The 26709-nt window shown below is 55.7% G+C and carries 31 protein-coding genes; 18 read left to right on the top strand and 13 right to left on the bottom strand.

Annotation, left to right across the window (positions count from 1 at the left end; genetic code table 11):
- The 7 genes from LDK53_RS03640 to nudI form a co-directional block, all read left to right on the top strand.
- The coding region (locus LDK53_RS03640) for a type I secretion system permease/ATPase (RefSeq protein ID WP_225284455.1) at window positions 1–1757 on the top strand (1757 nt) is incomplete at its 5' end.
- 10 nt (window positions 1758–1767) lie between these two features.
- Window positions 1768–2937 (top strand): HlyD family efflux transporter periplasmic adaptor subunit, encoded by a 1170-nt coding sequence (locus tag LDK53_RS03635; protein WP_104557915.1) that lies wholly within the window; start codon window positions 1768–1770, stop codon window positions 2935–2937.
- 320 nt (window positions 2938–3257) lie between these two features.
- Window positions 3258–3698, top strand: a complete 441-nt coding sequence (locus LDK53_RS03630; RefSeq protein WP_225284454.1) for a hypothetical protein — start codon at window positions 3258–3260, stop codon at window positions 3696–3698.
- A 267-nt stretch (window positions 3699–3965) separates the two neighbouring features.
- The gene (locus LDK53_RS03625; RefSeq protein WP_225284445.1) at window positions 3966–5102 is read left to right on the top strand and encodes an HNH endonuclease signature motif containing protein; all 1137 of its coding nucleotides are present in this window, start codon (window positions 3966–3968) and stop codon (window positions 5100–5102) included.
- A 9-nt stretch (window positions 5103–5111) separates the two neighbouring features.
- A complete protein-coding gene (locus tag LDK53_RS03620; RefSeq protein ID WP_225284442.1) occupies window positions 5112–5633 on the top strand; it encodes a YrhA family protein in 522 nt (173 codons plus the stop codon).
- Window positions 5634–5726: 93 nt separating this feature from the next.
- Window positions 5727–5999, top strand: a complete 273-nt coding sequence (locus tag LDK53_RS03615; RefSeq protein ID WP_225284432.1) for a HigA family addiction module antitoxin — start codon at window positions 5727–5729, stop codon at window positions 5997–5999.
- Window positions 6000–6056: 57 nt separating this feature from the next.
- Window positions 6057–6482, top strand: coding sequence for a nucleoside triphosphatase NudI (gene nudI / locus LDK53_RS03610; protein ID WP_225284422.1), 426 nt, complete (start codon window positions 6057–6059; stop codon window positions 6480–6482).
- Here nudI and LDK53_RS03605 read toward each other — a convergent pair.
- Window positions 6454–7212, bottom strand: coding sequence for a helix-turn-helix domain-containing protein (locus tag LDK53_RS03605; protein WP_225284420.1), 759 nt, complete (start codon window positions 7210–7212; stop codon window positions 6454–6456). The genes nudI and LDK53_RS03605 overlap by 29 nt on opposite strands.
- 69 nt (window positions 7213–7281) lie before the next feature.
- On the opposite strand from LDK53_RS03605, the gene LDK53_RS03600 reads away from it, so the two are divergent.
- Window positions 7282–7701, top strand: coding sequence for a nuclear transport factor 2 family protein (locus LDK53_RS03600; RefSeq protein ID WP_225284409.1), 420 nt, complete (start codon window positions 7282–7284; stop codon window positions 7699–7701).
- 2 nt (window positions 7702–7703) lie between these two features.
- Here the strand turns inward: LDK53_RS03600 and LDK53_RS03595 are convergent, their stop codons facing one another.
- From LDK53_RS03595 to LDK53_RS03585, 3 genes are all read right to left on the bottom strand, one after another.
- Window positions 7704–8222, bottom strand: a complete 519-nt coding sequence (locus LDK53_RS03595) for a DUF6622 family protein (protein WP_095450559.1) — start codon at window positions 8220–8222, stop codon at window positions 7704–7706.
- Between the two features lie 84 nt (window positions 8223–8306).
- Window positions 8307–9488 carry a PLP-dependent aminotransferase family protein gene (locus LDK53_RS03590; protein WP_225284407.1) on the bottom strand — a complete coding sequence of 394 codons (1182 nt, stop codon included), beginning with the start codon at window positions 9486–9488 and terminating at the stop codon, window positions 8307–8309.
- 20 nt (window positions 9489–9508) lie between these two features.
- Window positions 9509–10396, bottom strand: a complete 888-nt coding sequence (locus LDK53_RS03585) for a LysR family transcriptional regulator (protein WP_094918842.1) — start codon at window positions 10394–10396, stop codon at window positions 9509–9511.
- 97 nt (window positions 10397–10493) lie between these two features.
- Between LDK53_RS03585 and LDK53_RS03580 the strand changes: the two genes are divergently transcribed.
- Window positions 10494–11096, top strand: coding sequence for a short chain dehydrogenase (locus LDK53_RS03580; protein WP_025759711.1), 603 nt, complete (start codon window positions 10494–10496; stop codon window positions 11094–11096).
- A 104-nt stretch (window positions 11097–11200) separates the two neighbouring features.
- On the opposite strand, the gene LDK53_RS03575 is transcribed toward LDK53_RS03580, so the two are convergent.
- From LDK53_RS03575 to LDK53_RS03550, 6 genes are all read right to left on the bottom strand, one after another.
- The gene (locus LDK53_RS03575) at window positions 11201–12580 is read right to left on the bottom strand and encodes an amidohydrolase family protein (protein ID WP_225284405.1); all 1380 of its coding nucleotides are present in this window, start codon (window positions 12578–12580) and stop codon (window positions 11201–11203) included.
- Window position 12581: 1 nt separating this feature from the next.
- Window positions 12582–13538 carry a carbamate kinase family protein gene (locus LDK53_RS03570; protein WP_225284403.1) on the bottom strand — a complete coding sequence of 319 codons (957 nt, stop codon included), beginning with the start codon at window positions 13536–13538 and terminating at the stop codon, window positions 12582–12584.
- The gene (locus tag LDK53_RS03565) at window positions 13535–15088 is read right to left on the bottom strand and encodes a xanthine permease (protein WP_225284401.1); all 1554 of its coding nucleotides are present in this window, start codon (window positions 15086–15088) and stop codon (window positions 13535–13537) included. Before LDK53_RS03565 ends, LDK53_RS03570 begins: the two co-directional genes overlap by 4 nt.
- An 11-nt stretch (window positions 15089–15099) precedes the next feature.
- The gene (locus tag LDK53_RS03560) at window positions 15100–16515 is read right to left on the bottom strand and encodes a DUF1116 domain-containing protein (protein WP_225284398.1); all 1416 of its coding nucleotides are present in this window, start codon (window positions 16513–16515) and stop codon (window positions 15100–15102) included.
- On the bottom strand, window positions 16515–18056 hold the full coding sequence (gene fdrA, locus LDK53_RS03555) for an acyl-CoA synthetase FdrA (RefSeq protein WP_225284396.1): 1542 nt from the start codon (window positions 18054–18056) through the stop codon (window positions 16515–16517). Before fdrA ends, LDK53_RS03560 begins: the two co-directional genes overlap by 1 nt.
- A gap of 107 nt (window positions 18057–18163) precedes the next feature.
- A complete protein-coding gene (locus tag LDK53_RS03550) occupies window positions 18164–18769 on the bottom strand; it encodes an ankyrin repeat domain-containing protein (protein WP_025759719.1) in 606 nt (201 codons plus the stop codon).
- A gap of 318 nt (window positions 18770–19087) precedes the next feature.
- Between LDK53_RS03550 and LDK53_RS03545 the strand changes: the two genes are divergently transcribed.
- Window positions 19088–20017 carry a LysR substrate-binding domain-containing protein gene (locus LDK53_RS03545; RefSeq protein ID WP_025759721.1) on the top strand — a complete coding sequence of 310 codons (930 nt, stop codon included), beginning with the start codon at window positions 19088–19090 and terminating at the stop codon, window positions 20015–20017.
- Here LDK53_RS03545 and LDK53_RS03540 read toward each other — a convergent pair.
- Window positions 20014–20172: a YqaE/Pmp3 family membrane protein gene (locus tag LDK53_RS03540; protein WP_045286357.1), complete on the bottom strand. Its 159-nt coding sequence runs from the start codon at window positions 20170–20172 to the stop codon at window positions 20014–20016. The two genes, LDK53_RS03545 and LDK53_RS03540, sit on opposite strands and share 4 nt — an antisense overlap.
- Window positions 20173–20350: 178 nt before the next feature.
- Between LDK53_RS03540 and LDK53_RS03535 the strand changes: the two genes are divergently transcribed.
- From LDK53_RS03535 to LDK53_RS03525, 3 genes are all read left to right on the top strand, one after another.
- A complete protein-coding gene (locus LDK53_RS03535) occupies window positions 20351–20650 on the top strand; it encodes an ArsR/SmtB family transcription factor (protein WP_225284377.1) in 300 nt (99 codons plus the stop codon).
- Window positions 20651–20660: 10 nt separating this feature from the next.
- Window positions 20661–21182 carry a rhodanese family protein gene (locus tag LDK53_RS03530; protein WP_225284375.1) on the top strand — a complete coding sequence of 174 codons (522 nt, stop codon included), beginning with the start codon at window positions 20661–20663 and terminating at the stop codon, window positions 21180–21182.
- A gap of 79 nt (window positions 21183–21261) precedes the next feature.
- Window positions 21262–21441, top strand: a complete 180-nt coding sequence (locus tag LDK53_RS03525) for a hypothetical protein (protein ID WP_025759725.1) — start codon at window positions 21262–21264, stop codon at window positions 21439–21441.
- Window positions 21442–21479: 38 nt separating this feature from the next.
- On the opposite strand, the gene stpA is transcribed toward LDK53_RS03525, so the two are convergent.
- Window positions 21480–21884 carry a DNA-binding protein StpA gene (gene stpA / locus LDK53_RS03520; protein ID WP_025759726.1) on the bottom strand — a complete coding sequence of 135 codons (405 nt, stop codon included), beginning with the start codon at window positions 21882–21884 and terminating at the stop codon, window positions 21480–21482.
- A gap of 494 nt (window positions 21885–22378) precedes the next feature.
- On the opposite strand from stpA, the gene alaE reads away from it, so the two are divergent.
- Window positions 22379–22828, top strand: a complete 450-nt coding sequence (gene alaE, locus LDK53_RS03515) for an L-alanine exporter AlaE (RefSeq protein ID WP_025759727.1) — start codon at window positions 22379–22381, stop codon at window positions 22826–22828.
- 32 nt (window positions 22829–22860) lie between these two features.
- On the opposite strand, the gene LDK53_RS03510 is transcribed toward alaE, so the two are convergent.
- Window positions 22861–23205, bottom strand: a complete 345-nt coding sequence (locus LDK53_RS03510; protein WP_008502568.1) for a DUF2002 family protein — start codon at window positions 23203–23205, stop codon at window positions 22861–22863.
- A gap of 160 nt (window positions 23206–23365) precedes the next feature.
- On the opposite strand from LDK53_RS03510, the gene LDK53_RS03505 reads away from it, so the two are divergent.
- The 4 genes from LDK53_RS03505 (at window position 23366) to nrdE (ending at window position 26708) form a co-directional block, all read left to right on the top strand.
- Window positions 23366–23692: a DUF883 domain-containing protein gene (locus tag LDK53_RS03505; protein ID WP_025759729.1), complete on the top strand. Its 327-nt coding sequence runs from the start codon at window positions 23366–23368 to the stop codon at window positions 23690–23692.
- A 252-nt stretch (window positions 23693–23944) separates the two neighbouring features.
- Window positions 23945–24184 carry a glutaredoxin-like protein NrdH gene (nrdH, locus tag LDK53_RS03500; RefSeq protein ID WP_225284373.1) on the top strand — a complete coding sequence of 80 codons (240 nt, stop codon included), beginning with the start codon at window positions 23945–23947 and terminating at the stop codon, window positions 24182–24184.
- Window positions 24181–24591, top strand: coding sequence for a class Ib ribonucleoside-diphosphate reductase assembly flavoprotein NrdI (gene nrdI, locus LDK53_RS03495; RefSeq protein ID WP_021241965.1), 411 nt, complete (start codon window positions 24181–24183; stop codon window positions 24589–24591). The genes nrdH and nrdI overlap by 4 nt, the downstream gene beginning before the upstream one ends.
- Complete coding sequence (gene nrdE / locus LDK53_RS03490) at window positions 24564–26708, top strand: class 1b ribonucleoside-diphosphate reductase subunit alpha (RefSeq protein ID WP_225284371.1); 2145 nt, start codon at window positions 24564–24566, stop codon at window positions 26706–26708. Before nrdI ends, nrdE begins: the two co-directional genes overlap by 28 nt.
- Window position 26709 lies beyond the last annotated feature (1 nt).

The following is a 26709-nucleotide window of genomic DNA, read 5'->3' as shown; positions in this document are numbered from 1 at the left end:
ACGCCTATATCTCGAAATACCGTCCGGACTGGCTCTACCGGCTGGTAATGCGCGACCTGCGACCCTACAGCTGGGTGATGCTCGCCGCGCTGTTTATCAACGTGCTGTCGCTTTCGGGGATTGTCTTTTCCATGCAGGTATACGACCGGGTGATCCCCGCCCAGTCCTATCCGACGCTCTACGTCCTGACCATCGGGGTACTCATTGCCACCCTGTTTGGCTTCGTGCTGCGCGTGGCGCGCGGGCACATTATGGATCTGCTGGGTAAGCGCTCAGATCTGCGCGTCTCGGACCGCGTTTTCGGCCACGCCCTGCGGCTGCGCAACAGCGCGATTCCGCGCTCCACCGGCAGCTTTATCTCGCAGCTGCGCGAGCTGGAGCAGATCCGCGAGATGGTGACCTCTTCCACCATCTCCACCATTGTCGATCTGCCCTTCTTCCTGCTGTTTGTTGTCGTGCTGGCGATCATCGCCCCGCAGCTGGCGTGGATCGCGCCGGTTGCCGCGGTGATCATGGTTTTGCCCGGCCTGCTGCTGCAGAAGAAGCTGGCGGCGCTGGCGAAGCAGTCGGCACATGAATCGACCCTGCGCAACGCGGTGCTGGTGGAGAGCGTGCAGGGGCTGGAAGACATCAAGCTGATGCAGGCGGAAAACCGCTTTTTGCAGCAGTGGAACAGCTATATCCAGATCACCGCGGAATCCGGCCTGCGCACCCGCGAGCTGACGCAGAACCTGATCAGCTGGGGGATGACTATCCAGAGCCTGGTTTATGCCGCCGTGATCGTGGTCGGCGCGCCGATGGTGATCGACGGCACCCTGACCACCGGTTCGGTGGTGGCCGCCTCAATGCTGGCCTCGCGGATGATTGCCCCCATGGCGACGCTGTGCGGCGTGCTGGCCCGCTGGCAGCAGGTCAAAGCGGCAAAAGAGGGGCTGGACAGTATCATGCAGCTTCCCACCGAGAACCAGCGCGAAGAGACGCCGATCCGTCAGGATGTGCTGCGCGGGCACTACCTCTTTGAACAGGCGCAGTTCCGCTATCACCCGGAGGATCCGCGCATGGCGCTGCGCATCAACCGTCTGGAGATCAAACCGGGCGAAAAAGTGGCGATCCTCGGACGCAACGGCGCCGGGAAATCGACCCTGCTGCAGGCGATGGCGGGCGGAATGGATCTGGCGGCCGGCGAACTGCGACTCGACAACTTCAGCCTGCCGCATCTCGACGTCGCCGACGTGCGGCGCAACGTCGGCTTTATGACCCAGAACGCGCGGCTGTTTTACGGCACCCTGCGTGAAAACATCACCCTCGGTATGCCGCGCGCCACCGATGAAGAGATTTTCGAGGCGCTGGAGCTGACCGGCGCGGCGGGCTTTGTGCAGAAGCTGCCGAAGGGTCTCGACTACCCGATCATGGAAAACGGCGTAGGACTCTCCGGCGGGCAGCGCCAGTCGATTCTGCTGGCGCGTATGCTGCTGCGCGACCCGAATATCGTGCTGATGGATGAACCCACCGCGTCGCTGGACGAGCACACCGAGCGGGAGTTTATCCAGCGGCTGGGCGACTGGCTCGGCAACCGCACCCTGATCGTCGCCACCCATCGCGTACCAGTGCTGGAGCTGGTCGAGCGGGTGGTCGTGCTCAAGGATGGCATGCTGGTGATGGATGCCCCGAAAGCGCAGGCGCTGAACAACAGTCGCATGCAACAACAGCAGGCAGCCGCCGCAAGGGAGTGGAAAAATGAAAATCAGTCAGCGTGACGTTGCGGCAATGGACGATCTGGATAACGCCCTCGACTCCGAAAGCGGCTACACCGGCGCGCGTCGGATCGTGATCTTTTCATTACTGATGTTTCTGGTGCTGGGGGTCTGGGCGTGGTTTGGCGTGCTGGACGAGGTATCCACCGGCTCCGGGAAGGTGATCCCCAGCTCGCGCGAGCAGGTATTACAGTCGCTGGACGGCGGGATCCTCACCGAGCTGAACGTCCACGAGGGCGATCAGGTGCAGGCCGGGCAGGTGCTGGCGCGCCTTGATCCTACCCGTTCCGAGTCGAACGTCGGCGAAAGCGCGGCGCGCTACCGCGCGTCTCTGGCTTCCAGCGCCCGCCTGTATGCCGAAGTGAACGATCTGCCGCTGAAGTTTCCTCCTTCGCTGGCGAAATGGCCGGATCTGATTGCCGACGAAACGCGGCTCTACAACTCGCGACGTGCGCAGCTGGAGGATACCCAGCGGGAGCTGCGCGCCGCGCTCGATCTCGCCAATAAAGAGCTGGCCATCACCCAGCGGCTGGTGAAAACCGGTGCCGCCAGCCACGTGGAGGTGCTGCGCCTGCAGCGGCAGAAAAGTGATCTGGAGCTGAAGCTCACCGACGTGCGTTCGCAGTATTACGTGCAGGCGCGCGAGGCGCTTTCCAAAGCCAATGCGGAAGTCGATATGGTCGCGGCGGTTCTGAAAGGTCGTCAGGATTCCGTCACGCGGCTGACGGTGAAATCCCCGGTGCGCGGGATCGTGAAAAACATCAAGGTCACCACCATCGGCGGCGTGATCCCGCCCAACGGCGAGCTGATGGAGATTGTGCCGGTGGACGACCATCTGCTGATCGAAACCCGCCTATCGCCGCGTGATATCGCGTTTATCCATCCAAACCAGGAAGCGCTGGTGAAGATCACGGCCTACGACTACGCCATTTACGGCGGGCTGCACGGCGTGGTCGAGACCATTTCCCCGGACACCATCCAGGACGAAGCCAAGCCGGAGGTGTTCTATTACCGGGTGTTTATCCGCACCAGCCAGGATTACCTGGTGAATAAGGCGGGCAGACGCTTCTCGATTGTGCCTGGGATGATTGCGACGGTTGATATCAAGACTGGTGAGAAAACGGTGCTGGATTACATGATTAAACCGTTTAACCGGGCGAAAGAGGCGCTGAGGGAGCGGTGATGAAACACCTTACATCATTTTCTGAAGCCGCCTCGCAGGATTTCATTTCTCCAGGATAACCTGCTTTTTATTAAGGTTAACCGGGCGTATGTTTCTCCCACGCCAGCAAAATCTGGCGTCGGGATTGGCATCCCGGTTATGATTGGAGACGGCGTAAGTCCTTGTTACGCCGCACGTCTGGCTACATTCCAATGGTGGGCTGGACGGGGGCGTCGCAAGACGCGCCGGTACACTCCAAGCCGGTAATGCCAACTCCGTTCAGACCTGCCACCCGGAAATTGGCATTTCCGTGGTCGGGTTAACAACCTGATTGGAGAAAAATGATGACCACCAGCAACGCACTTTTCGCGACCCCTTTCGACCACAATACCGACTTCACCGAACTTGCCGACAACTGCCAACGCTATTGCGAAGCGCTGGTGGAAGAGACCGATCCTGCAAGAAAAATAGCGCTCTGCGGTCGTCTTGCCTCAACTCTCGCCCTGCTCCGCCCGATGCTGCTGGAGCCAATCCCTGAGCACTTAGAGGAACGGCTTACCGTCGATGTGTTTCCTGAACCTGAACCTGCATTCCACGCCGAGTCCGATCAACTCTGTCGCTACTGTGAGGAAATTACACAACTGCTGATAGCTGGCGTGCTCTCACCCGAATCCGCCCGCGTGATGGGGGATCTACTCTTTGAACTGACGGGCTATTTTGCCGACCAGCTCACCGCCCCGCGCTGGCTGAGAACGGAGGCTGGCGTCGCGTTGCTGGGTTGACATAGTTTTCTTCCTCTCCCTTCGGGAGAGGAACATTCAAAATAATTGGCTATAATTTAATCGCAATCTTGCCGTAAACAACTGGTATACACAGATATAATTAATCAACAAGTAAATAAAATATAACAAAATAATAACAATTATATTTTTAAATATCCGGACTGCAGAATAATGTAATTCGGATATTATTTATATGCAAATATTACAGGAGATGATATCAATGTATAAGTTTTCATGATTTTTTATTTCAAATAAAGATGAGGGAATATGTTTCAACTTTATAGAGTATGGGACTTCAGACGTAGTGCAACACTTACTGATTTTGAAAAAATAGTGAGCCCTAAACGGGGGTTGGAGCTTGCCTGTTGTTATTATGAATTAGACTACAGAAAAGTGAGTAGCAGTAATCGTTATGAACTACCTAAAAGGAAATGGGATGGTGATAGATATTTCGGACAGAGATACAGGCGGGAAAATTACGATCCCATTTATGAAGAGGTTGAGAGAAATTTGCAGGTAGGGTGGTATATTGCAGTTGATAGACGTGAACACTGGTGTTGGTCAAGAAATCCATTTTATTTTGATAAGAATGGTGAAATTGTTTATGAATCTTTTATGCCGGGTCCGTGGGAAAGTTCGTTCCGTGATGCAGTGATGAGTGCATATCGTGAAGTAGTGGAACGAAATCGAGGAATAAAACCACGACCAACACAGAAAATCCAGTATGGTGTGCCCGGTAACATTGAACCAGAGGAACATACTCAATCAACTAAGACATTGAATGATAAGAATGTAGGACGTCTGTTAGCGGCAGGCGGCGTATATAATGGTAACATTGAGGGATTTAAAAAGACTGCTGAACAATTGGGGGGAGAAGCTTTAGAAGGTTATAAAGGAGTTATGACAGATACCAATATAGGAATAGGAATAGCGACTGCATCTATTCTATTGGTAAAGAATCCTGCGATGAGTGATGAATTAACAGTTTTTTTAGGCAAGGCTAAAAATTCAAAAGTTTTTTTGCAGGATGTTAAAATTGAAGAAATAAATTACCTTCGTAGACCACGTGATGAATACTTATTACTAAGGAAGGAATTCGATAATTCAGTCAGGAATAAGTTTATCAAAAGCTTAGCTATCGAACCAGGCATAGAGAATTATTTTAACCCTTCTCAAATCGAGTTAATGGCGCGTGGAGGTGTGCCCGATCCCTGGCAAGTTCATCATAAATTACCTCTTGATGATGGTGGGGATAATAGTTTTAATAATTTAATTTTAATAAAAGCCCAACCTTATCACGGTGCATTAACTGGAGTACAAAAATCAGTAACTAAAGATTTGATACCTGGTGAAAGCATTGATACATTATGGCCTATGCCAAATGGGATCATTTTCAAAAAATAGGTAGTACAAATGAAAAGCTTAAAATTCCAAGACCTTGACAAATCAATTAAAATATTAAAAAACAACATGATAACTTATCATTATAATATTGCACCTCCTATCACTCAAGAAATATATGATTTTGTGCAAAAAGAAACACCTCCGGCTGAATGGAATGAAATTAAGAAAAATGTTCATAAAGACATTAAAAGATTATTTGAAGAAAGAGATGACATCAAATACTTTTACGAAAAGATTGATGGTTTGACATTTAATGCAGCGACGATATATGGATTCAGTCAATTTATTGATGGTGAGTTATTATGGTCAAATATCTATCTGATGAACTTTAACGCTAGAGATAATGAAATATTTATAGACTCTGACTTAAAAGATAATGTCATACTTGGAGAGGATAGTATGTCATTTTTTCTTTACAATACGAAAAACAGAACATTTGAAATAATAGACAAAATAGCTCCCGGTGTTTTACAAACATGTAATGAATTCAATGGAATACTTCAGTATATAATTACAACTACTGAGTTATGAATTAAAATCATTGATATTTTAACTCTTTCTTCCCCTCCCGGCCGGGAGAGAGCATCAAACCACACTTATTTTGTATTTATAAACAGGATGTTAATGATGAATAACCAGAAAAAATTACGCATTTCAATCACACCAGGCGAAGTGTTGCTGCACGATTATCTTAAGCCACTCAATCTCGGCATCTCAGAACTGGCAGATAGATTAAACACCGATCACACCACTGCCAGTGCGCTGGTAAACAATAAAATCAAACTCACCGTTGATTTGGCCATAAGACTGGCGAACGTATTCGATACCAGCGTTGAATTCTGGCTGAATCTGCAACAAAACGCAGAAAACCAGGAAGCGAGAATTGAATACCCCTAACATAACCACCACCCCCTGTCTGCTAAAGTAACCAAATTCATTTTTCAGGAAGAAATCATGCGCCAACGAACCATTGTCAGCCCCATCATCCAGAACGACGGTGCCTACCTGCTGTGTAAAATGGCCGACGATCGCGGCGTATTCCCCGGCCAGTGGGCTCTCTCCGGCGGCGGAATGGAGCCGGGCGAAACCATGGAACAGGCGTTACGCCGTGAGATCCGCGAAGAGCTGGGCGAAGCGCTGGAGATCGTCTCGGTCACGCCCTGGGCTTTTCGCGATGACATCAGGGTGAAAACCTACGCCGATGGCACAACTGAGGAGATTTACATGATCTATCTGATCTTCGACTGCATCAGTGCCAACCGGGATGTCACGTTTAATGACGAGTTTCAGGAGATCGCCTGGGTTAATCCGGAATCGTTTAAAGAGCTGGATCTCAACGACGCCACGCGCATTACCTTCGCCCAAAAGGGACTTCTTTAACCGCCCACTGTCCCGGCGTTTTACCGGTCCATGCTCTGAATACCTCAATAAATGCGCTGACGCTGCTGTAACCGCACGACAGCGCGATCCACCCCACCGGTTTTCCCGCCGCGAGCCACTCCATTGCCTGCATAACGCGCGCCAGCTGCCGCCAGTTGACGAAATTCATGCCGGTCCCGGCACGAAACCGACGGTTGAACGTACGCACGCTCATCCCCGCCTGGCGGGCATGGTCCTCAACCGTCTGGTTATCATCGACGAACTGCAGCAGATGCCTGACCACGTGCTTCAGGCGCGGATCTGTCGGTACAGGCAGGTAATAACGGACCTGTGGCGCCAGGGCAAGTTCATCCAGCAGCAGAGCGAGCTTTCGCGGATCGCCTTCACTTCCTCCCGCGCTTACACGCGAAAAGAGCGCATGCGTGAGATCGTCGGGTTCGAAAAGCGCAGGCGCACCGGGAAGCGCAGCACACTGCTCAGGATCAAGGTAGATCGCGCAGCCTTCAACGGCGCTTTCCGCAAAGGCGGCGTGCTGCTGGCCGGGCGGGACCCAGCCGATATGTTTTGCCGGTACCACCGCGCGCCCCTGCTGCGTCTCAATCACCAGCAGCCCTGTTTGAATGCGCCAGAGCTGGCCGGGATGATGACTGTGCCACGGAGTACGATAGCCGCCGGGATGACTGAGTATCTCAGTGCTGAACATCGCATTTGACCGAAAATCGTTATTCATCGACGTATTACAGAAACTGCGCCTTCCTCTGTCAAGGATAATGGTGGCTCACCCACACAAGGAGTCATCATGCGTATTATCACATCCCTGCTCGACCCTGCAGAAAACAGCGCACAGCGCGAGAACATGGCCTGCCTGCTGACGGGTCTCTTTAAAGGCGAAATCGATCCGGCAGAGGTATTCACTGCCGACTACCAGCAGTTCACAGACGGCCATGCGCTTGATTATCAGGGTTTTGTGCAGCACCTGAACCACGTTCGCGCGCAGATCCGCGAGATCGCATTCACCGTGGAGGAGATAAGCTGCCAGAACCACCTTCTGGCAGACCGGCATATCGTAACGGTGACCTATCCGGAGGGTCATCAGGCCGTACTGGAGATGTACATGTTTGCGGCGCTGCGTGAAGGAAAAATCTGGCGGATCCATGAGGTCACGCGAGCCCTCAGCGGCAATGCATCAGACCGCGCGCTGGCCCACGCGACACAGTAACGTTACTCCGCCGGGTTCAGGGCGACGCTGTTATACACCCCGACATAGCGCACAAACTTGCCGATAAATACGCCCGCAAAGACGCCGCCGGAGACAATTGCCAGCGCGCTCATCGCGGGCTGCTGCAGCGTCTGGGGAGAGATGGCGCTCATGACGCCCAGCACATATTTCACCCCAAACGCCAGCATCATAAACGGTAGCGCCGTGTAATCAGCCTGACGGAACAGGGTGCGCGGCGCATCCGTACGCGTGACAACCGTCCGCTTAATCAGGACATACCCCAGCGCCGCGCCGATAACGATCCCTGCGAACCACAGTGCTACCGTCACAAAGGTCAGCTGGCGATAGACCACCAGATCGTAGATATCCCAGACAAGAAAGATCCCTGGAATGATGGCAAGCCGCTCCAGGGTCACGGTCGCGGGCTTGCGGGCTTTTATGCCGCGAGAGAGAAGGAAGAGAAACAGCACCCACACCCAGACGGGGGTGTGCGTCACAACACCGATCAGAAATTCAAACATGGAGATCACCATGAACGATCGCGGCCTTGCCGCCCTGAACGCCTGTTGCGCATAACGGCAGAACCACCGTTATGCGCAGGTCTTTTACAGCGATTTTTTCAGGCGACGAACCGCCTCTTTCAGATCTTCATCCGTTGGCGTGACAAACGACATACGCAGCGTTGAAGGGTCTGGCTCATTGCAGTAGAAAAATTCGCCCGGTACAAAGACTACGCCATTACTTAACGTTTTTTCCAGCCAGCGGGTGGTGTTCATGCCGTTGTTCATTTTCGCCCACAGGAACATGCCGCCCTTTGGCTTGTGGAACGACATCACATCGCCCAGCTCCGCCTCCAGTTCCGTCGCGAAGGTCTGGAATTTCTGACGATAGGCCTCACGGATCATTTTAATCTGATCCGGCAGACGGCCGGTTTTCAGGTATTCGTAGGTCATCAGCTGCGACAGGGTGCTGGTGTGCAGGTCGGTGGTTTGCTTCAGATTCACCACCGCGCGCTTCAGCCACTCCGGCACCAGCACCCAGCCTACGCGCGTGCCCGGCGCGAGAATTTTAGAGAAGGTGGAGGTATACACCACGTTCTCTTCGTTACCGATAGCTTTGGCATGGGCAATTAACGGACAGAAGAGCTCATCGGTGTAGTTAATTTCGCTGTACGGATCGTCTTCGATGATCACGAAGTCATGGCGCTTCGAGAGTTCCACCAGCTTCTTACGACGCGCTTCAGAAAGCGTAACCCCGCCAGGGTTGCCGAAGGTCGGCACAATATAAACCGCTTTAATGGCTTTTTTGCTCACCAGCGCTTCGAGTTCGTCGACGATCATGCCGTCGCCATCAGTGCCTACGGATTCAAAATTCGCCTGCGCCAGGCCGAACACCTGCAGGGCAGCGAGATAGGTTGGGCGCTCGACAACGACGGTATCGCCGGGGTTAATCAACGCCCGCGCCAGCACGTCCAGGGACTGCTGCGAACCGGATGTCACTACCACGTCATCGGCTTTACAGGCAATGCCGCGCCCTTCACAGATGCGCTGAATTTCTTCGCGCAGCCCCGGCACGCCTTCGGTCAGACCGTACTGAAAGGCTTCGCCAAAATGCTGTGAGAGTACGGCATCCGCGGCCATTTTCAGGCCTTCGTGATCGAATAAGGCCGGGTTAGGGATCCCCCCGCCCAGCGAAATAACGCCTGCCATTTTGCTATGTTTTAATAATTCACGGATGGCAGATGATTGCAGGCCCTGCGCACTGCTGGCGAGTTTATTCACAGACATTGTTTGCTTACCTTCTTTTTTTATAGTGTGCCCAATCTTAGCAGAATATGAGCGATAAATTCCGTAAGCTTAGGCAGCGGGCGTAAATCCTGGCGCCACAGCAGATGCACCGGCCTCGGCTGCGGGATGTAATTTTCCAGCACCCGCACCAGCCTGCCGCTTGCCAGCTCTTCCGCCACCAGCACTTCCGGCTGCAGCAACAGCCCCGCTCCGGCGCGTGCCGCCATCCGCAGCCCGTAACCGTCGTTGCATCTTAATACCGCATCCCGCTTCCAGCGCACCTCCCCTTCGACACCCGGTAGCCGCCACTCGTTGCGCTCAGTCCATACGCTGTGGGAGAGGCAAAGGTGATTCACCAGGTCGGCGGGTGTTTGCGGCGTGCCGTAGCGCGCCAGATAGTCCGGCGCGGCGCAGATCACCATCCGGTATGGGCAGAGATATTTCGCCACCAGATCGTCGTTGTGAATATCCCCAATGCGAATGGCCAGATCGACACCCTCCTCAACCAGGTCCACCATCCGGTTGGTGAGATCCAGCTCCACGCGCACGTCCGGGTAGCGCTGCAAAAACGTTGCGGTCAGCGGGGCAATAACGCAGCCCCCAAACGACGTAGGTGCCGTCACGCGCAGGGTACCCGCCGGTGCGGCGCGCAGACGCTCCACCGCGCTTTCGGCAATCGATACCTGCTCCAGCACCCGCTTTGCTTCGTCATAATAGACCCGTCCGGCGTCGGTCAAACTTTGCCGCCGCGTATTACGCTCCAGCAGACGGGTGCCGAGCTGCGATTCCAGCAATGCAATGTACTTCCCCACCATCACCGACGACATTTCCAGCCGGGATGCGGCACCGGTAAAGCTGCCGCTTTCCACGACGGCGATGAAGGTCTCCATGCCGCGAAGCTTATCCATATTACAAACCTCTGGTTAGCAATCTTCTAACTTTAGCCCAGTTTATCCGGTTTTTGATTTATTAAAGAATGGAGGCTCACAACAGAAGGAGTCGGCTATGAAAATCGTCATTATTGGTGCCAGCGGTACAGTGGGTCGTGCGGTAAGTGAAGAGCTGAGTCGTCGCCACGAGGTGATCCGCGTGGGCCGCACGCAGGGTGACTACCAGGTGGATATTACTTCGCAGGCAAGCGTCCAGGCGCTGTTTGAAAAAATCGGCCCGGTGGATGCCATTGTCTCCGCCAGCGGCGGGCTCTACTTTGGCCCGCTGGCCACCATGAAGGACAGCGACTTCAATCAGGGCTTACAGGATAAACTGCTCGGGCAGGTGCGCCTGGCGCTGACCGGCCAGCACTACCTGAACGAAGGCGGCTCGATCACCCTGATAAGCGGCATCGTGGCGCACGAGCCGATCGCTCAGGGCGTGAATGCCACCACGGTGAATGCGGCCCTGGAAGGGTTTGTGCGCGCCGCGGCCTGCGAGCTGCCGCGCGGGATCCGCATCAACCTGATTAGCCCGACGGTGCTCACCGAATCCGTCGAAACCTACGATGGCTTCTTCCCGGGCTTCGAAAGCGTGCCTGCCGCGACGGTGGCACAAGCCTATCGCCGCAGCGTGGAAGGCGTGCAGAGCGGGCGGGTGTATAAGGTGGGGTACTGAGGCGCTGTGCACAGCAGTAAACTGCATTGTCGGGTGCGGCTGCGCCTTACCCGACCTACGATTCAAATGTAGGCCGGGTAAGCGCAGCGTCACCCGGCGCGCTTTTAGCCCACCGAGCCCCAGACCAGATTGCCGTTATGGAAGGTCGCAGTACGCGGGGAAATGCGCGCTACGGCTTCGGCGGAGCAGGAGGCGTCCACCAGCACAAAGCTGGCGTCGTCCTGCGCTTTTGGCCACACGCGCTCGCCTTTGTCGTTGAGCGGCAGCACGTCGCCGGTGGCAATACCTAATGCGCGGGAAAGGGTCTGCTCGTTCGGGCGGATGTAGAGCTGGGCATAAATATTGGCTTTTTCCAGCATATCCCCCAGACCGTATGGCGACCAGTGGTCGATCACGCTGTCGGTGCCCGTCATCACAAACACGCCTTTATCCCGCAGCTGCTTCAGCGGCATATGCAACGTGCCAATCGGTACGGTAGAGGCGATGGTCACCTGCTGCGCCGCCATGCGGATGGCGATATCATCCACCTGCTGTTCGTTAAGCGTCGCCAGCGCAAAGGCGTGACTGATGGTCAGTTTGCCCTTCAGCGCCGGCGTTTTTTCCACGGTTTCCACCATGTAATTCACCGCCGCCACGCCCGCCGGGCTGGTTTCATGCAGATGAATATCAACCCCTTTGTCGTAGTCCAGCGCAATCTGGAACATGGTATCGAGGGATTTCTCCATCGCGCCATCGACGTTGGTAGGATCCAGCCCGCCCACGTAGTGCGCCCCGGCCTGCATCGCCTCACGCATCAGCTTTTCGGAATTTGACAGCAGCAGCCCGTGCTGCGGGAAAGCGACGATTTCACAGTCAAAGCCGGGCTTGCGGCGCGATAAAACCGCCTGCAGGTTTTCCAGATTCTTCAGGCCGGAGGTCGGCTCGATATTGCAGTGGCTGCGGGCGATGGTAGAGCCTTTCGACTGGATGAGGTCGATCAGCTTTTCCGCCCGCGCCTGGGTGTATGGCTGTAGCTCCGGCAGCAGCTTCTGCTCAAGACGGATCATGTCCTGAATGGTGGTGCCCGCCGGGCGGTTGAGCGACCGCCATGGTCCGCCGTAAAACGTTTTATCCAGGTGGATATGCATGTCGCGCATTGCCGGAAGCATCAGCTTGCCGCCTGCGTCATAGTGCGGCAGCGAGGCGACCGCGTGGCTTTTGTTGTCGCGCAGGGCGACGATCTTGCCGTCTTTAATCTCCAGCGTTTTCAGCTCAGTGCGGGTACTTGTCGCCACGCTGCCGTCAAAGTTGAACCCGGCTTCAAGCAGCACGTTGTCCAGATAGTAATGTTTTGCGGTGATGGTCATCGGTTTACCGGTCTCGCAGAGTGGCTTTGCGGAATCAGCAGCATACGCGACGGATCCGGTCGCGCCAAACAGCGCGCAGGCGGTGACCATTTTGCCGCTCTGGCTAATGAATTCACGGCGGCTTTTGTTCTCACTCATCTTATCTTCCTTCATTAACAATGTGGGTGCCGGTTTCCCCGCGCAGCGCGGCGGGCAGGCAGTCCGGCGAGGTGATGATCACGCGCTTGCCGCCGTGGTGTAAAAACGCCAGCGAGGCGACAATTTTGGGCAGCATGCTGCCCGCCGGGAAATGTCCCTCTTCCATGTAGCGCGTCATCTGCGCCACGTTGACGGTGTCCAGTGCCTGCTGGCTCGGCTTGCCGAAGTTGATGCACACCTTCTCCACCCCGGTGGTGATAACCAGCACGTCGGCGCGGATCTCGCGCGCCAGCAGCGCGGTGGAGAGATCTTTATCAATCACCGCATCCACGCTCTGGTAATCGCCCTGCGCCGAGCGCACAACGGGGATCCCGCCGCCGCCCGCGCCGATCACCACAAAACCTTTTTGCGTTAACGCTTTGATAGCCTCCGCTTCAACGATGCGCAGCGGCTGGGGTGACGCCACCACGCGGCGATAGCCCCGGCCTGAATCTTCAACAAAGTGCCAGTCCGGGTGCGCCTGCTGCAGTTCATCACGCTGCGCCTCACTGAAGAACGCGCCGATGGGTTTGGTCGGATGGCTGAAGCCGGGATCGTTTTTATCCACCTCCACCTGCGTGACGACCGTGACCGCTTTTTGCTCCCCGCGGGCGGCCAGGCGGTTGTTGAGCGCCTGCTGGATCAGATAGCCGATTCCTCCCTGCGTGTCCGCCACGCAGTTCGCCAGCGGCATCAGCGGCAGCCCTTCCCGCTCGTGGGCGATTTCGGCGCGGCGCAGATCCAGCCCGACCTGAGGGCCGTTACCGTGGGTCAGCACGATGTCATAGTCCGAGGCCAGCATTTCCAGCACCGACTCTGCCACCGCTTTCACCGCCTGCGCCTGATGCTCAACCGACTGGCTGGCGTTGTCTTTGATAATGCTGTTGCCGCCAATGGCGACGACCATAAGCGCTTTCATACGTTTTCCTTCACAATCGGGCCGGGTTCGACGCTCGCCGTTTCGCGGCTATCCAGTACATGCTTCGCCACAAACATACCGCCCATCATCAGGTAGGCCGTCACGAACATCAGCGAACTGCCTTCGGCAAAGCCCACTACCGGGGCGTGGATGACGCCAAACAGCGCCAGCAGCGCGCCCCCCGCGGCAGCGACAGCCCCGCGCAGCGGTTTGTTAATGATGGCAAAGATGGCGATACAGCCCCAGAGCATACTGGCCAGCGGCGCGCCGTTTCCGAGATGCATCAGCCCTTCGTAGTAGATCCCTTTACTGTGCAGCACGTCGGTGCCGATTTTCGCCGCACTTGTCCCGGCCGCGCCCATCACGCTGTTCATCATGGTCAGCGCCCAGTTGGCGATCCACGGGAACAGGCAGATGAAGATGACGGGGACCTCCACCTTCGGCGTTTCCCGCACCACCTGGTTGGCGGTGACGACGCCGATAAACACCAGAATCGGCACGATGGCGGTCATCGGAATGATGGCGAGCATAAACGCCCCCAGCCCGAACAGCGGCACGATGAACATGGTCACGCCGGAAGCCAGCGTGTAGCCGATACTCGCCCCCATCGCTTTCCAGCCCGGATGGCCGACATAGACCGTGACCGGGAACGGATTGCCCATCAGGCAACCAAGCATCGACGCCAGACCGTTCGCCAGCATCACCTTGCGGGTCGGGTATTCGTCCCCCGCCGCGTGGGCGCTTTCGATGTTCTCCAGGTCAAAGATATAGTTCGCCAGGCCCAGCGGAACTGCCGAGGCAAGATACGGCAGCGCGTGCGGCAGCCCCTGCAGGAACCCTTCCACATGCACCTGCGGCGGGTTAAAGCCGAACGATGACATCGAGGCTTTAATCGCCTCCGGGCTTTGCAGGCCGGAGATCCACGCCAGGGCCGTGCCGGCAATCAGCAGCAGCAACCCTGTCGGGATGCGGGCAAAAATAGGCTTTTTACCGAACCAGTTGATGAAGATCAGCAGCAGGACGATGAACGACACGGTGGGCGCTTCGAACGCCTGCAGCATCGGGTTCATCGCCAGCAGCAGCAGGCCCAGGCCGGACAGGCACGATAGCAGCACGGTACGCGGGATCATCTTGCGGATGGTTTCCCCTAAAAACGAACCGCCCGCCAGGATCATCGCCTCAACAAAGCACCACACCAGGCCAATCTGAATGGCGAACTCCGCATCGCCCGTTTGCTGATACACCGGCATCAGGACAAGGAAGGTCACGGTAAAAATTGACGGTGCGCTGGGGCCGGACGGCAGCGCGGTCACATCCGTGCGCCCGGTCTGGCGCGCCATCTGCATGCCGAACCATGCGTAGCAAATACTCGCCGCCAGCACCGCCAGCCCGAAGGCGGGCGCAATGCGTCCATAAACAATCTCCTTCGGGATGCCGACGACAAAAATGAGCAACCCCATCATGGTCAGCAAATTGGTCAGGTTGTTGGTCATCAACCCGAAATAGGCCGCCCAGTCACCTCTTTTCCACTCCAGTTTCATGTTTTTCATGGATGCATGCCTTATAAAAAGTAGCGATCGCGGAAGGTCAACAGCGCCTTTTCAAAACAGCTAAACGGCGGGTGAACAATGCCCGCCCCAATCATGCCGATGCCCGCGTCTTTGTGGGCAATGGCGGTGTTGATGACCGGCAGAATGCCGCTGCCGGCGACTTTGGTGATGTCGATGGCGCTCGGGATCCCCATAAACGAGAGCAGCGGAATGGTGACGTTCGGGTTTTCGCCGAGGGTGATTTCACGCATCTGGCGGGAAAAGTCGATGGCTTCCTCCACCGTGCCACCCACGAGGGCGACAATCGCCGGGGCCGTTGCCATCGCAAAGCCGCCGATGCCGTAGGTTTCGGTAATTGCACTGTCGCCAATATCCAGCCCGGAATCTTCCGGCTTATAGCCCGCAAACATAGGGCCAATCACCTGCTGCGCCGGGCCGGTGAACCACTGTCCCGGCAGGCCGGAGATGCGCAGGCCAAACTCGTAGCCGTTACGCGCCATGGTGGTGACCACGGTGCTGTATTCAATGCCGTGGGCGGCATCCAGCGCGGCCTTACACATTGCCATCCACGTCGGGCCGGAGAAGTAGTCACTGCTGGCAACAAACTCAAACACCTCGCGCTGCTGCTCAACCGGGTAGCCCGCCTGAATCAGCCCCGGCGTCAGCGCCTGGATCAGCAGCGTGGTGCCCGCGTTGTTGCGGTTGTGGCACTCATCGCCCATGTGCAGCGCCTGGGCCAGCATCAGACGCAGGTCGATTTCACCGATAATCTTCATGGCGTCGCGCAGCATCGGGCCGAGCACGTCGCGCATCCAGTTCAGACGGTCGATTACGCTCTGGTCGTTGGCGCCCATGCGCAGGATCTTCGCCATCTGCTCGCTGAGGTTGGTGAACGCGCGGTTGCCATAGGTTTTGTTCTCAACAATGTGCATAAACATCGACGCAGAGGTGACGCCCGCCATGGAGCCCACGCAGTCGTGCTCGTGGCACGGCGAGAAGGTGATCTCCCCGGAGGCCGCCAGCCTGGCCGCGTCCTCCAGATCCGTCGCCAGCCCTTCAAACACCAGCGCGCCGGTGACAGCACCCTTCATCGCTCCGCACATGTTTTCCCAGGTCACAGGCGGACCAGCATGCAGGATGGTAGTGCGGGTCATCCCCGGTACAACGTTAATCGCCTGGTCATAGCCCACCAGCACCGGATGAGACTGAATGATGCGCTCAAGAGCGATTTGGTTGGCGGCGGCGATCTTCTCCGCCAGCGGTTTTTGTGCCAGCTGGTCGAGCGCCTCAACAACCTGCATATTGCCCTGCCCCGGCGGCGTCCAGTCGAGCTGGGTGACGGGAACGTGCTGTTTTTTGAGATCGTCACTGAACATCGCGATGCCTACGTTAATCACGTCCAGCGGCTGGTTAAATAAAGTGGTCATTATGCTTTCTCCCCTTTGCAGACAAATTCACGGGCCAGTAATCCGGTGTTGGTACTGCTGCTGGCCCAGATGACGCCGGCATCGGTGAGCCGCTGGCACTGCTGCGCCAGCGGCTGCGGATCCTGATCGGTACCCAGCACGTAGCCGAGGATCTCCAGCGGACGGTTATCGGCTTTCGCAATGGCCTGCGCCTCTTTGATGGCGTCGAGCATCACCCCAACCGGATCCTCGTGCGCGCCGAAGCCCAGCACGAAGTCCATCACAATCACCCCCACTTCCGGATCGCGCGCTTCCTGCAGCAGGCGGCTGATGCGGTTGGTCGGGTCGATCATCGGGTGCGGCTTGCCGTTGGTGAAATCGTCATCGCCAAAATCGAGGAAGGTATGGCCCTGGCTGACGCTGATATCGCGCAGGCGCTTCGCCGGATCCGGTTGAATGTTGCTGTAGACGTCGTCGAATTTTTCCAGCGCCGCGAACATCGCTTCATCGCACAGGGTGCCGCCGCAGAACAGGCCGCGAATGTATTTCTGCTGCGGGGTCAGGCGGGCGCGCACCGCTTCAATCAACGGCCAGTTGAGCGGGTGCAGGTCCAGAGACGATTTTTTGATGCCGGTGAGCAGGACGGCCTTCAGGGCCGCCTCTTTGGTGCCGCGCGCAAACTGCAGTCCGTCTTCATCTGCTGGCGGCTCATTGCGCCCAAGGAAACAGACGACAACGGGCTTGCGGCATGCGCGCGCGCGGGCCAGCACTTTTTCGGCCACGGCGGGGGCTGGCGGCTTGGAGATCAGCGCAATCACCTCTGTGCCCTCGTCGGCCTCCAGCATCCTGATGGCGTCGAGCATCATCAGGCCGCCGATCTTCTCGCTGAGATCGCGCCCGCCGGTGCCAATCAGCTGCGATACGCCGCCGCCAAATTCATGGATGCGCACGCTCAGCTCCTGGCTGCCGGTACCGGATGCGCCGACAATCCCAATGGGCCCGCGGCGTACCGCGTTGGCGAAGCACAGCCCCGCGCCGTTGATAATGGCGGTGCCGCAGTCCGGTCCCATCATCAGCAAGCCTTTCTGATGAGCCAGCTGCTTCAGCGCCAGCTCGTCGTCGAGCGACACGTTATCGGAGAACAGCATCACGTTAAGATCGTTTTCCAGCGCCTGACGCGCTTCACGGGCGGCAAAGGTTCCGTTGACCGAAATGACCGCAAGATTGACATCAGGACGATGGGTTTTGGCGCTGGCAATCGTGGCGTAGCGTGCTTCATGAGCGCCCTGGCGTTCTTTACGCGTGAACAGCGCCTCAATCGCCGCCAGGGTTTCATCATTGGCCGCGTCGCCTTTAATCACGATCATCAGATCGCCGTTTTTAGCCTCATTTAATTCCGGCGTTAACAGTCCGAGGCTTTTTAAGACGCCTTTATTCATCTCCGTCGCCATGGCCACAAAGGCCTGCTCGACGCCCGGCAATTTATTGGCTTTGGTGGAAACGGACATTAATGAGACGGAGTCAAAATACGTGTTCTTTTTAATCACGATTTTCGTGGGCATTATTTTCTCCTGAGAGCGGATAAAAGGGGGCCGCCGTCGTGCGAAATACACGTCGGTAAAAATGCGTTTTTAATTACTGGCCAGCCGGAAAAGGCTGGCCGAATACGTTATGCGCCCGCCGCCAGCAGCAGGTCGGCTATCTCGTGGTAGCCTTTTTCCCGCGCCAGTTCGAGCGGCGTTTTGCCGTATTTGTCGGTCATATGCGGGTTCGCGCCGTGTTCCAGCAGCAGCTTCACAATCTCCTGCTGCTTCGCTCCGCCGTCATTTAATACGATGGCTTCCAGCAGCGGCGTCCAGCCGACAAAGTTGGTGTGGTTGACGTTAATATCGGTTTTTTCCAGCAGCTCACGCACAATGTCCACGTGCCCTTTTTCACTGGCAGGGGTAATGCCCACGCCGCCGAAGCGGGTCAGGCGGTCGAGGTCCGGGTTCGCGGGTAATATCAGCCGCAGGAGGGTGATATCGTTGGTCAGGCAGCTAATCAGGAAGGGGTTAAAACAGGTCTGGTCCTGTTTATCAATATCCGCGCCGGCATCAATTAATAAGGACACACAGGAATAATGTTTGTTCAGGCTGGCAAGAATAATCGCGGTTCTTTTCTGACGGTTGGTGGCGTTAATATCCACGCCTTTCTCCAGACAGGCTTTTAGCGCGTCGGCATTGCCCTGCTCTGCCGCCAGCAGAAATTCAGTAACGAGTTCGTTCGCAGACATAAAGACTCCCGATGATGTGTTGCTGATGACCTGAGAATAGCAACAGCCCTTTCAGAAAAGAATCCGCTTAAAAATCATTCATCGACAGTCAATTCATTGTTGAGTTAAATTCAATAGTTCAGCTAAAACGTGCGTCTGTGCAACCTTTTCCTTATGGCTGGCCGCTTTTTATCGCCGCAGACGGCATTGTTCTTATGGCTGATAAAGCCTTGCACGACAAGGCCTGTAGTAAATCATCAGAACTGTGACCGGCGTCAAATACCGTGTTGCGAGGCTGTTAAAATATGTTCAAAACTGATGGCAACCTGGAGCCGTAATATGAATTCGATCTTTACTGAAGAGAATTTGCTGGCCTTCACGACCGCGGCACGTTTCGGCAGCTTCAGCAAGGCGGCTGCCGAACTGGGCGTTACCACTTCGGCCATCAGTTACACCATTAAGCGGATGGAGACCGGGCTGGACGTGGTGCTGTTTGTCCGCAACACGCGCAGCATTGAGCTGACCGAGTCCGGTTTTTACTTTTATCGCAAAGCGACCGACCTGCTGAATGATTTTCATGCCATCAAGCGCGGAATTGATACCATTTCTCAGGGCATCGAAGCGCGGGTGCGCATCTGTATTAATCAGCTGTTATACACCCCGCGCCATACCGCGCGGCTGCTGCAGGTTCTGAAAAAGCAGTTTCCTACCTGCCAGATCACCGTCACCACCGAGGTGTATAACGGCGTCTGGGACTCAATCATTAATAACCAGGCCAATATCGCCATTGGTGCCCCGGACACGCTGCTCGACGGCGGCGGGATTGATTACACCGAGATCGGCGCCATCCGTTGGGTGTTTGCCATCGCGCCGGAACACCCGCTGGCCTTCGTCCCGGAACCGATAGCGGAGAGCCAGCTGCGCCTGTATCCCAACATCATGGTGGAAGATACGGCACATACCATTAACAAGAAGGTTGGCTGGCTGCTGCACGGACAGGAGGCGATTCTGGTGCCGGACTTTAATACCAAATGCCAGTGTCAGATCCTGGGGGAAGGGATAGGATTTTTGCCGGAATATATGGCGCGGGAAGCGGTGGAAGACGGGCTGCTGGTGACGCGACGTATCAATAACCCGCGTCAGGACTCGCGCATGCTGCTCGCCACGCAGCATGCCGCAACCGGCCAGGTCACGCGCTGGATCAAACAGCAGTTTGGCCCACAGGGCGTGCTGACCGGGATCTACAGCGACTTACTCTGGCGCGCTTAGCTTTTGCTTTGTACCCAAAACGCGTGAATGAGGCCGGGGAAGTAGCCCAGCAGCGTCAGAAGAATGTTGATGATAAACGCCCAGCCAAACCCTTTGCCCAACAGAACGCCCAGCGGCGGCAACAGGATGGTAAAAACAATACGCCAAAAACCCATAAAAACTCCGTGCAAGCTAATCCATTGAAAATAATAAAAGAACACCCTCTAAGCGTAGTCAGTTTATCGGTCTGCGCCAGTTCCATGCCTCGCTTTTACCCTCTTTTACGCTTTTGACACTGGCTTAATGCCCGCAATTACTTTAGCATTACCTTAATTAAGTAAATGCTAAATTATCATGACTGAACTCGAACAGCTTCAGGCCAGCGCAGAGCAGGCCGCCACCCTTTTAAAAGCGATGAGCAACCCACGCAGGCTGCTGATCCTCTGCACACTCTGCGGCGCGCCGGGGACCAGCGCAGGCGAACTGGCCCGCGCGACCGGCCTTAGCGCCTCTGCCACGTCGCAGCATCTGGCGCGTATGCGTGAAGAGGATCTGATCGACAGCACCCGCGACGCGCAGCGCATTCTCTATTTCATTAAAAACGATGCGGTGCATCAGCTCATCAGCACCCTGAAAACCGTTTATTGTCCGTAAGGAGCCGCCCATGTCACTTCCTCTGATTTCACCTCAACAGGCCAGCGCGCGCGTCGCAGAAGGGGCAAAACTGATTGATATCCGTGATGCCGACGAATACGCCCGCGAGCATATTCCTGTCGCCCGGTCCGTGCCGCTGGATACCCTGCCCGCTGGGCTTAAAGCCGAGGCCGGTGACACGATAATTTTCCACTGCCAGTCCGGTGCCCGGACCTCGGGGAATGCCGATCGCCTTGCCCGGGCAGCCGCGCCCGCTCAGGCCTTTGTGATCGAAGGGGGCATTCAGGGCTGGAAGCAGGCCGGGCTGGAGACCGTCGAAGACAGATCCCAGCCGCTGCCGCTGATGCGTCAGGTGCAGATTGCCGCCGGGCTGCTCATTCTGTGCGGCGTGGTGCTGGGCTATAGCGTCTCCGGCGGCTTTTTCCTGCTCAGCGGTTTTGTCGGAGCCGGGCTGCTGTTCGCCGGTGTGACGGGCTTTTGCGGTATGGCGAGACTGCTCAGGGTGATGCCCTGGAACCGGCGCACCTCGTAATCCGTCATCGGTGAAATACGCTGTACCCGACGTCCTGCGTGGGCTAAGGTGAAGATCGCTAAAACGATGAGGAGGTTCTATGTTTGCTGTCGGTGATTATGTACAACCGCGTCAGGGCGGGCCAAAACTGAAAGTGCTCGACGTGAAGGGGGATAGCATTGTGGCGGTGCAGGCCAGCAATGAAGAGGGTGAGAAATTTACCCTGAAAGCAGCAGAAGTCGTGCTGTATAGCGAAGAAGGTGATTTCGGCGTCTGCTAAACAGACATCCGGGCGGACGCTTCCGCCCGGCTCACGGATTAGATCAGAAAATCATCCAGTGATTTACCGTTAGCCAGCGCGCTGGCAATAGGCTTCGGCGTACGACCCTGGCCGGTCCACGTTTTCTCTTCACCGTTCTGGTCAATAAAGCGATATTTCGCTTCACGCGGTTTACGTTTTTTCACCGTTTTACCCGCCAGCGCCCGTTCAGAGTTCAGCAGTTCGGTTGGAGAAATACCATCGGCTTTCATCAGTTCCAATAGGGCATTAATTTTTTCCTGCTGCTCAGCGCGCTGCTGTTCTAATTCCGCCAGCTCACTCCGTTTCTCTTCGGCAACGACCCTGACCTTTTCCAGCATTTCCTCAAGAACGTCCAGGGATAATTCACGCGCCATGGCGCGCAGAGTTCGGATATTATTAAGATTCTGTAACGTCAAAGACATATTATTTGAAAACCTTTTCTTTGGGGTAAATAGATAAATCACCGAAAGAATAATTCATTTCAGTGAAAATATCTACCCACGGGTCCGCTCTACCAATAATGCCAATACCTTTATATGTCACCCTTTATATTATCATATACGGTTTGCGAGGTATGTTTGCATTGATCTCTGACCACACTATAAATGGTCATCCTTAAGCCAAATTACAGCATTCTGCGCCACCCGGAACGACACTTACACACACGTCAGCACCACCACCAATAACCAATTGTTTTTAAATAAAAAAGTATTAAGCGGGACAGATTATAACGAACCGATCAAAAAACAATCATTTTTAGAGAATTTTGTGGACAAAACGCGATTAAATAAAAATTAATCACTAGTTGTTAGTTCAAACCCAGAGAGATACGCTATACACGTCAAACAAACCAACCTAAAGCACTATGCGCTGCGGGAAAATCGTTTCTTTTGTGTTCTTCTCAAGGAGTTCAGCCATGTTCTCACCGCAATCACGCCTGCGCCATGCGGTAGCGGATACTTTCGCGATGGTTGTCTACTGTTCCGTCGTGAACATGCTGATTGAAATATTCCTCTCCGGAATGACCTTTGAGCAGTCACTTTCCTCTCGCCTGGTGGCGATCCCGGTCAATATTATTATTGCCTGGCCTTACGGTTTATACCGCGATGCGGTAATGCGTTTTGCTCGGCGACTCAGCCCCGCTGGCTGGGTGAAAAACCTGGCAGACGTTCTGGCGTATGTGACCTTCCAGTCTCCGGTTTACGTGGCCATTCTGCTGACGGTGGGGGCGGACTGGCACCAGATCGCGGCGGCGGTCAGCTCAAATATTGTGATTTCAATGCTGATGGGGGCGGTGTATGGCTATTTTCTCGACTACTGTCGCCGCCTGTTCAGGGTCAGCCAGTACAGCCAGGCAAAAGCGTGATGTGAAGCGACTGGCGCACGCCAGTCGCAAGTTTACTGTACGTCGCCAAACAGGCCTTTCAAAAACCGTTCCAGCGCCATACGCGAGCTGAAGCCATGCGGAATACCATAATGCTCATGCGTCTCGCCGCCTAAATAGAGCGGGAATTGCTGATAATGATCGCAGGTTTTAATATCCGAGGCTGGCTCAGCAAATGACAAACTTCTGTCTTTCAGCGTCGGGTGAATAATGAGAGCGGTACGTCCCATTCTTGCTTCACGATTAACGTAAACGTAATTCTCGCCACGGCGATAACCATACGCTTTTGGTGTCACCTCATCCATGGTGAATCCCTCTTTTTCAAGAACGCGCGCCACCTCATCAGGTCGTAAATACATATCTTTTCCTCGTTATCTTTTCCTGCCCGGCAACCTTACAGTATTCAGCATTAGCAGGGCTTTCAGAATAGTCCATAAACTGCCGGATAACGCGTGATGCGCTTCAGATATTAAATTTCTGAACTAAACTGAACGGGAACACAAGATTACGGAGGAACGTATGTTTAACAGACCGAACCGAAACGATATTAATGACGACGCGCAGGATATTCGTAATGATGTCAGCCAATTAGCGGATTCGCTGGAAGAGGTGCTGAAATCCTGGGGAAGTGGCGCGAAGGACGAAGCGGATGCGGCTAAACGTAAGGCTCAGTCTCTGCTCCGTGAAACCCGTGCGCGTCTGAACGGACGTACCCGTACGACTCAGGCGGCCTGCGATGCGGTCAGTTGCGCAACCACCTTCGTGCGCGAGAAACCGCTCTGCACGCTGGGCACGGTGGCGGCAGTCGGGATCTTCGTCGGAGCCCTCCTTAGCCTGCGTAAATAACGCCTTGTGAGTTGTTTTTCTGCCCCGGTGGCCAGCGGCTGCCGGGGCTTTTCTTTGCCCGAACGCCTGAAAAACCCGTACAGCCTGCCCTGCCCCGCTGTGCTCATCACAGGGGCGATATCAATCTAAATTTCCCATATCTTGTATGGTTGAAAGTTAAGACAACTACATCTAGTATTCCTTTTAGCAAGAGACACACAACCTGACGCGATGATTCGCGCCGCTCCCTCATTTTAAATGGAAATACGAATCATGAGCATTATTATTTACACACGTAACGATTGTGTTCAGTGCCACGCCACAAAACGTGCGATGGAAAGCCGTGGTGTGGCTTTTGAGATGGTGAATATTGATCAGCAGCCCGAGGCCGCCGATACCCTGCGTGCGCAGGGGTTCCGTCAGCTTCCGGTCGTTGTCGCCGGGGAGCTTAGCTGGTCTGGCTTCCGCCCGGACATGATCAACCGCCTGAGCGCGCAGGCCTCCCGGGCATGAGTGGGCTGGTTTTCTTCTCCAGCAGCTCGGAAAACACGCTTCGTTTTATTGAGCGCGTCGGGCTGCCAGCGGTGCGCATTCCGCTCAACGAGCGGGAGCGCATCCGGGTAGAGGAACCGTACATTCTGGTGGTGCCGAGCTATGGCGGCGGCGGCACGGCGGGGGCCGTTCCCCGTCAGGTGATCCGCTTTCTCAACGATCCTCATAACCGCGGGCTGATCCGCGGCGTGATTGCGGCGGGCAACCGCAATTTCGGCGATGCCTTTGGCCGCGCCGGGGATGTCATCTCTCAAAAATGCGGCGTGCCGTATCTCTATCGCTTCGAGCTCATGGGGACACAGCAGGACGTCGAAAACGTGCGTAAAGGAGTGAACGAATTTTGGCAACGACAACCGCAGAACGGGTAATTCAGGCGACGCCGGATTACCACGCATTAAACGCAATGCTTAACCTCTACGATCGTCAGGGGCGCATTCAGTTCGGGAAAGATCGCGAGGCGGTGGACGCCTTTTTTGCCGCCCATGTGCGGCCCAACAGCGTGACCTTTGCGAGCCAGAATGAGCGCCTCGACTATCTGATCAAAGAGGGCTACTACGACGCACGCGTCCTGTCCCGCTATCAACGCCCCTTCGTTGTGAGTCTGTTTGAACGCGCGCACGCCAGCGGTTTTCGTTTCCAGACCTTCCTTGGCGCATGGAAGTACTACACCAGCTACACCCTGAAAACCTTTGACGGTAAACGCTACCTGGAAAGCTTTGAAGATCGCGTGGTGATGGTGGCGTTGACGCTGGCGCAGGGTGATGAAGCGCTGGCGCAACAGCTAAGCGATGAGATCCTCTCCGGGCGCTTCCAGCCCGCCACGCCAACCTTCCTCAACTGCGGCAAGGCCCAGCGCGGCGAGCTGGTCTCCTGCTTCCTGCTGCGCATTGAAGACAATATGGAGTCAATTGGCCGCGCGGTGAATTCAGCGCTACAGCTTTCCAAACGCGGCGGCGGCGTGGCGTTTCTGCTCTCTAACCTGCGTGAAGCCGGGGCGCCGATCAAGCGCATCGAAAACCAGTCCTCCGGGGTGATCCCGGTGATGAAGATGCTGGAAGATGCCTTCTCCTATGCCAACCAGCTTGGCGCGCGTCAGGGTGCAGGCGCGGTTTACCTGCATGCGCACCATCCGGATATTCTGCGTTTTCTGGATACCAAACGCGAAAACGCCGACGAAAAAATCCGTATCAAAACCCTGTCACTGGGGGTGGTGATCCCGGATATCACCTTCCGGCTTGCCAAAGAGAATGCTGAGATGGCGCTCTTCTCGCCGTATGACATCGAGCGAATTTACGGCAAAGCCTTTGGCGATGTGGCCATCAGCGAGCGCTACGACGAACTGGTGGCCGACGATCGTATTCGCAAAAAATATATCAACGCCCGCGATTTCTTCCAGACGCTGGCCGAAATTCAGTTTGAGTCCGGCTATCCGTACATCATGTACGAGGACACGGTGAACCGCGCCAACCCGATTGCCGGGCGCATCAACATGAGCAACCTGTGCTCGGAGATTTTGCAGGTCAACAGCGCGTCAACCTACGATGAGAACCTCGACTACGCGGAGATCGGCAAGGATATCTCCTGTAACCTCGGGTCGCTGAATATTGCCCATACCATGGATTCCCCCGACTTTGGCCGCACGGTGGAGACGGCCATTCGCGGCCTGACGGCGGTGTCGGACATGAGCCACATCCGCAGCGTGCCGTCCATTGAAGCAGGTAACGCCGCGTCGCACGCTATCGGACTTGGGCAGATGAACCTGCACGGCTATCTGGCGCGGGAAGGCATTGCCTACGGCAGCCCGGAAGGGCTGGATTTCACCAATCTCTATTTTTACACCATCACCTGGCATGCGCTGCACACCTCGATGATGCTGGCGCGCGAGCGTAACCAGCGCTTCGCGGGCTTTGAGCACTCCCGCTACGCCAGCGGAGAGTATTTCAGCCAATACCTGGAAGGCGACTGGCAGCCGAAAACAGCGCGAGTGCGTGAGCTGTTTGCCCGCGCCGGGATCGTCCTGCCGACGCGCGAGATGTGGCAGCAGTTGCGAGATGACGTGATGCGTTACGGCATCTATAACCAGAACCTGCAGGCGGTGCCGCCAACCGGGTCAATCTCCTACATCAACCACGCCACGTCGAGCATTCACCCGATTGTGTCAAAAATAGAGATCCGCAAGGAAGGTAAAACCGGGCGCGTTTACTACCCTGCCCCGTTTATGACCAATGAGAACCTGGCGCTGTATCAGGACGCGTACGAGATCGGCCCGGAGAAAATCATTGATACCTACGCCGAGGCGACAAAACATGTGGATCAGGGGCTGTCGCTGACGCTCTTCTTCCCGGACACCGCCACCACGCGGGATATCAATAAAGCGCAGATCTACGCCTGGAAAAAAGGCATTAAAACGCTCTACTACATTCGCCTGCGCCAGCTTGCGCTGGAAGGCACCGAAATTGAAGGCTGCGTGTCCTGCGCGCTGTAAG

This window comes from Enterobacter sp. K16B (assembly GCF_020216105.1).
Lineage (GTDB): Bacteria > Pseudomonadota > Gammaproteobacteria > Enterobacterales > Enterobacteriaceae > Enterobacter > Enterobacter sichuanensis.
The sequence above is the reverse complement of the archived record's forward strand: the minus strand, read 5'-3'. Positions and strand labels throughout refer to the sequence as shown.

Coding starts and splice junctions, on each gene's coding strand:
- fdrA (WP_225284396.1), bottom strand. CDS start 18,056: ATGCCCACGAAAATCGTGATTAAAAAGAACACGTATTTTGACTCCGTC.
- nrdI (WP_021241965.1), top strand. CDS start 24,181: ATGAGTGGGCTGGTTTTCTTCTCCAGCAGCTCGGAAAACACGCTTCGT.
- LDK53_RS03590 (WP_225284407.1), bottom strand. CDS start 9,488: ATGTCTGTGAATAAACTCGCCAGCAGTGCGCAGGGCCTGCAATCATCT.
- LDK53_RS03635 (WP_104557915.1), top strand. CDS start 1,768: ATGGACGATCTGGATAACGCCCTCGACTCCGAAAGCGGCTACACCGGC.
- LDK53_RS03605 (WP_225284420.1), bottom strand. CDS start 7,212: ATGAATAACGATTTTCGGTCAAATGCGATGTTCAGCACTGAGATACTC.
- LDK53_RS03540 (WP_045286357.1), bottom strand. CDS start 20,172: ATGGGTTTTTGGCGTATTGTTTTTACCATCCTGTTGCCGCCGCTGGGC.
- LDK53_RS03595 (WP_095450559.1), bottom strand. CDS start 8,222: ATGTTTGAATTTCTGATCGGTGTTGTGACGCACACCCCCGTCTGGGTG.
- stpA (WP_025759726.1), bottom strand. CDS start 21,884: ATGTCTTTGACGTTACAGAATCTTAATAATATCCGAACTCTGCGCGCC.
- LDK53_RS03530 (WP_225284375.1), top strand. CDS start 20,661: ATGTCACTTCCTCTGATTTCACCTCAACAGGCCAGCGCGCGCGTCGCA.
- LDK53_RS03535 (WP_225284377.1), top strand. CDS start 20,351: ATGACTGAACTCGAACAGCTTCAGGCCAGCGCAGAGCAGGCCGCCACC.
- LDK53_RS03560 (WP_225284398.1), bottom strand. CDS start 16,515: ATGACCACTTTATTTAACCAGCCGCTGGACGTGATTAACGTAGGCATC.
- LDK53_RS03575 (WP_225284405.1), bottom strand. CDS start 12,580: ATGAGTGAGAACAAAAGCCGCCGTGAATTCATTAGCCAGAGCGGCAAA.
- LDK53_RS03630 (WP_225284454.1), top strand. CDS start 3,258: ATGATGACCACCAGCAACGCACTTTTCGCGACCCCTTTCGACCACAAT.
- LDK53_RS03625 (WP_225284445.1), top strand. CDS start 3,966: ATGTTTCAACTTTATAGAGTATGGGACTTCAGACGTAGTGCAACACTT.
- LDK53_RS03525 (WP_025759725.1), top strand. CDS start 21,262: ATGTTTGCTGTCGGTGATTATGTACAACCGCGTCAGGGCGGGCCAAAA.
- LDK53_RS03545 (WP_025759721.1), top strand. CDS start 19,088: ATGAATTCGATCTTTACTGAAGAGAATTTGCTGGCCTTCACGACCGCG.
- nrdH (WP_225284373.1), top strand. CDS start 23,945: ATGAGCATTATTATTTACACACGTAACGATTGTGTTCAGTGCCACGCC.
- LDK53_RS03620 (WP_225284442.1), top strand. CDS start 5,112: ATGAAAAGCTTAAAATTCCAAGACCTTGACAAATCAATTAAAATATTA.
- LDK53_RS03565 (WP_225284401.1), bottom strand. CDS start 15,088: ATGAAAAACATGAAACTGGAGTGGAAAAGAGGTGACTGGGCGGCCTAT.
- LDK53_RS03570 (WP_225284403.1), bottom strand. CDS start 13,538: ATGAAAGCGCTTATGGTCGTCGCCATTGGCGGCAACAGCATTATCAAA.
- LDK53_RS03550 (WP_025759719.1), bottom strand. CDS start 18,769: ATGTCTGCGAACGAACTCGTTACTGAATTTCTGCTGGCGGCAGAGCAG.
- LDK53_RS03505 (WP_025759729.1), top strand. CDS start 23,366: ATGTTTAACAGACCGAACCGAAACGATATTAATGACGACGCGCAGGAT.
- alaE (WP_025759727.1), top strand. CDS start 22,379: ATGTTCTCACCGCAATCACGCCTGCGCCATGCGGTAGCGGATACTTTC.
- LDK53_RS03580 (WP_025759711.1), top strand. CDS start 10,494: ATGAAAATCGTCATTATTGGTGCCAGCGGTACAGTGGGTCGTGCGGTA.
- LDK53_RS03615 (WP_225284432.1), top strand. CDS start 5,727: ATGATGAATAACCAGAAAAAATTACGCATTTCAATCACACCAGGCGAA.
- nudI (WP_225284422.1), top strand. CDS start 6,057: ATGCGCCAACGAACCATTGTCAGCCCCATCATCCAGAACGACGGTGCC.
- LDK53_RS03510 (WP_008502568.1), bottom strand. CDS start 23,205: ATGTATTTACGACCTGATGAGGTGGCGCGCGTTCTTGAAAAAGAGGGA.
- LDK53_RS03585 (WP_094918842.1), bottom strand. CDS start 10,396: ATGGATAAGCTTCGCGGCATGGAGACCTTCATCGCCGTCGTGGAAAGC.
- LDK53_RS03600 (WP_225284409.1), top strand. CDS start 7,282: ATGCGTATTATCACATCCCTGCTCGACCCTGCAGAAAACAGCGCACAG.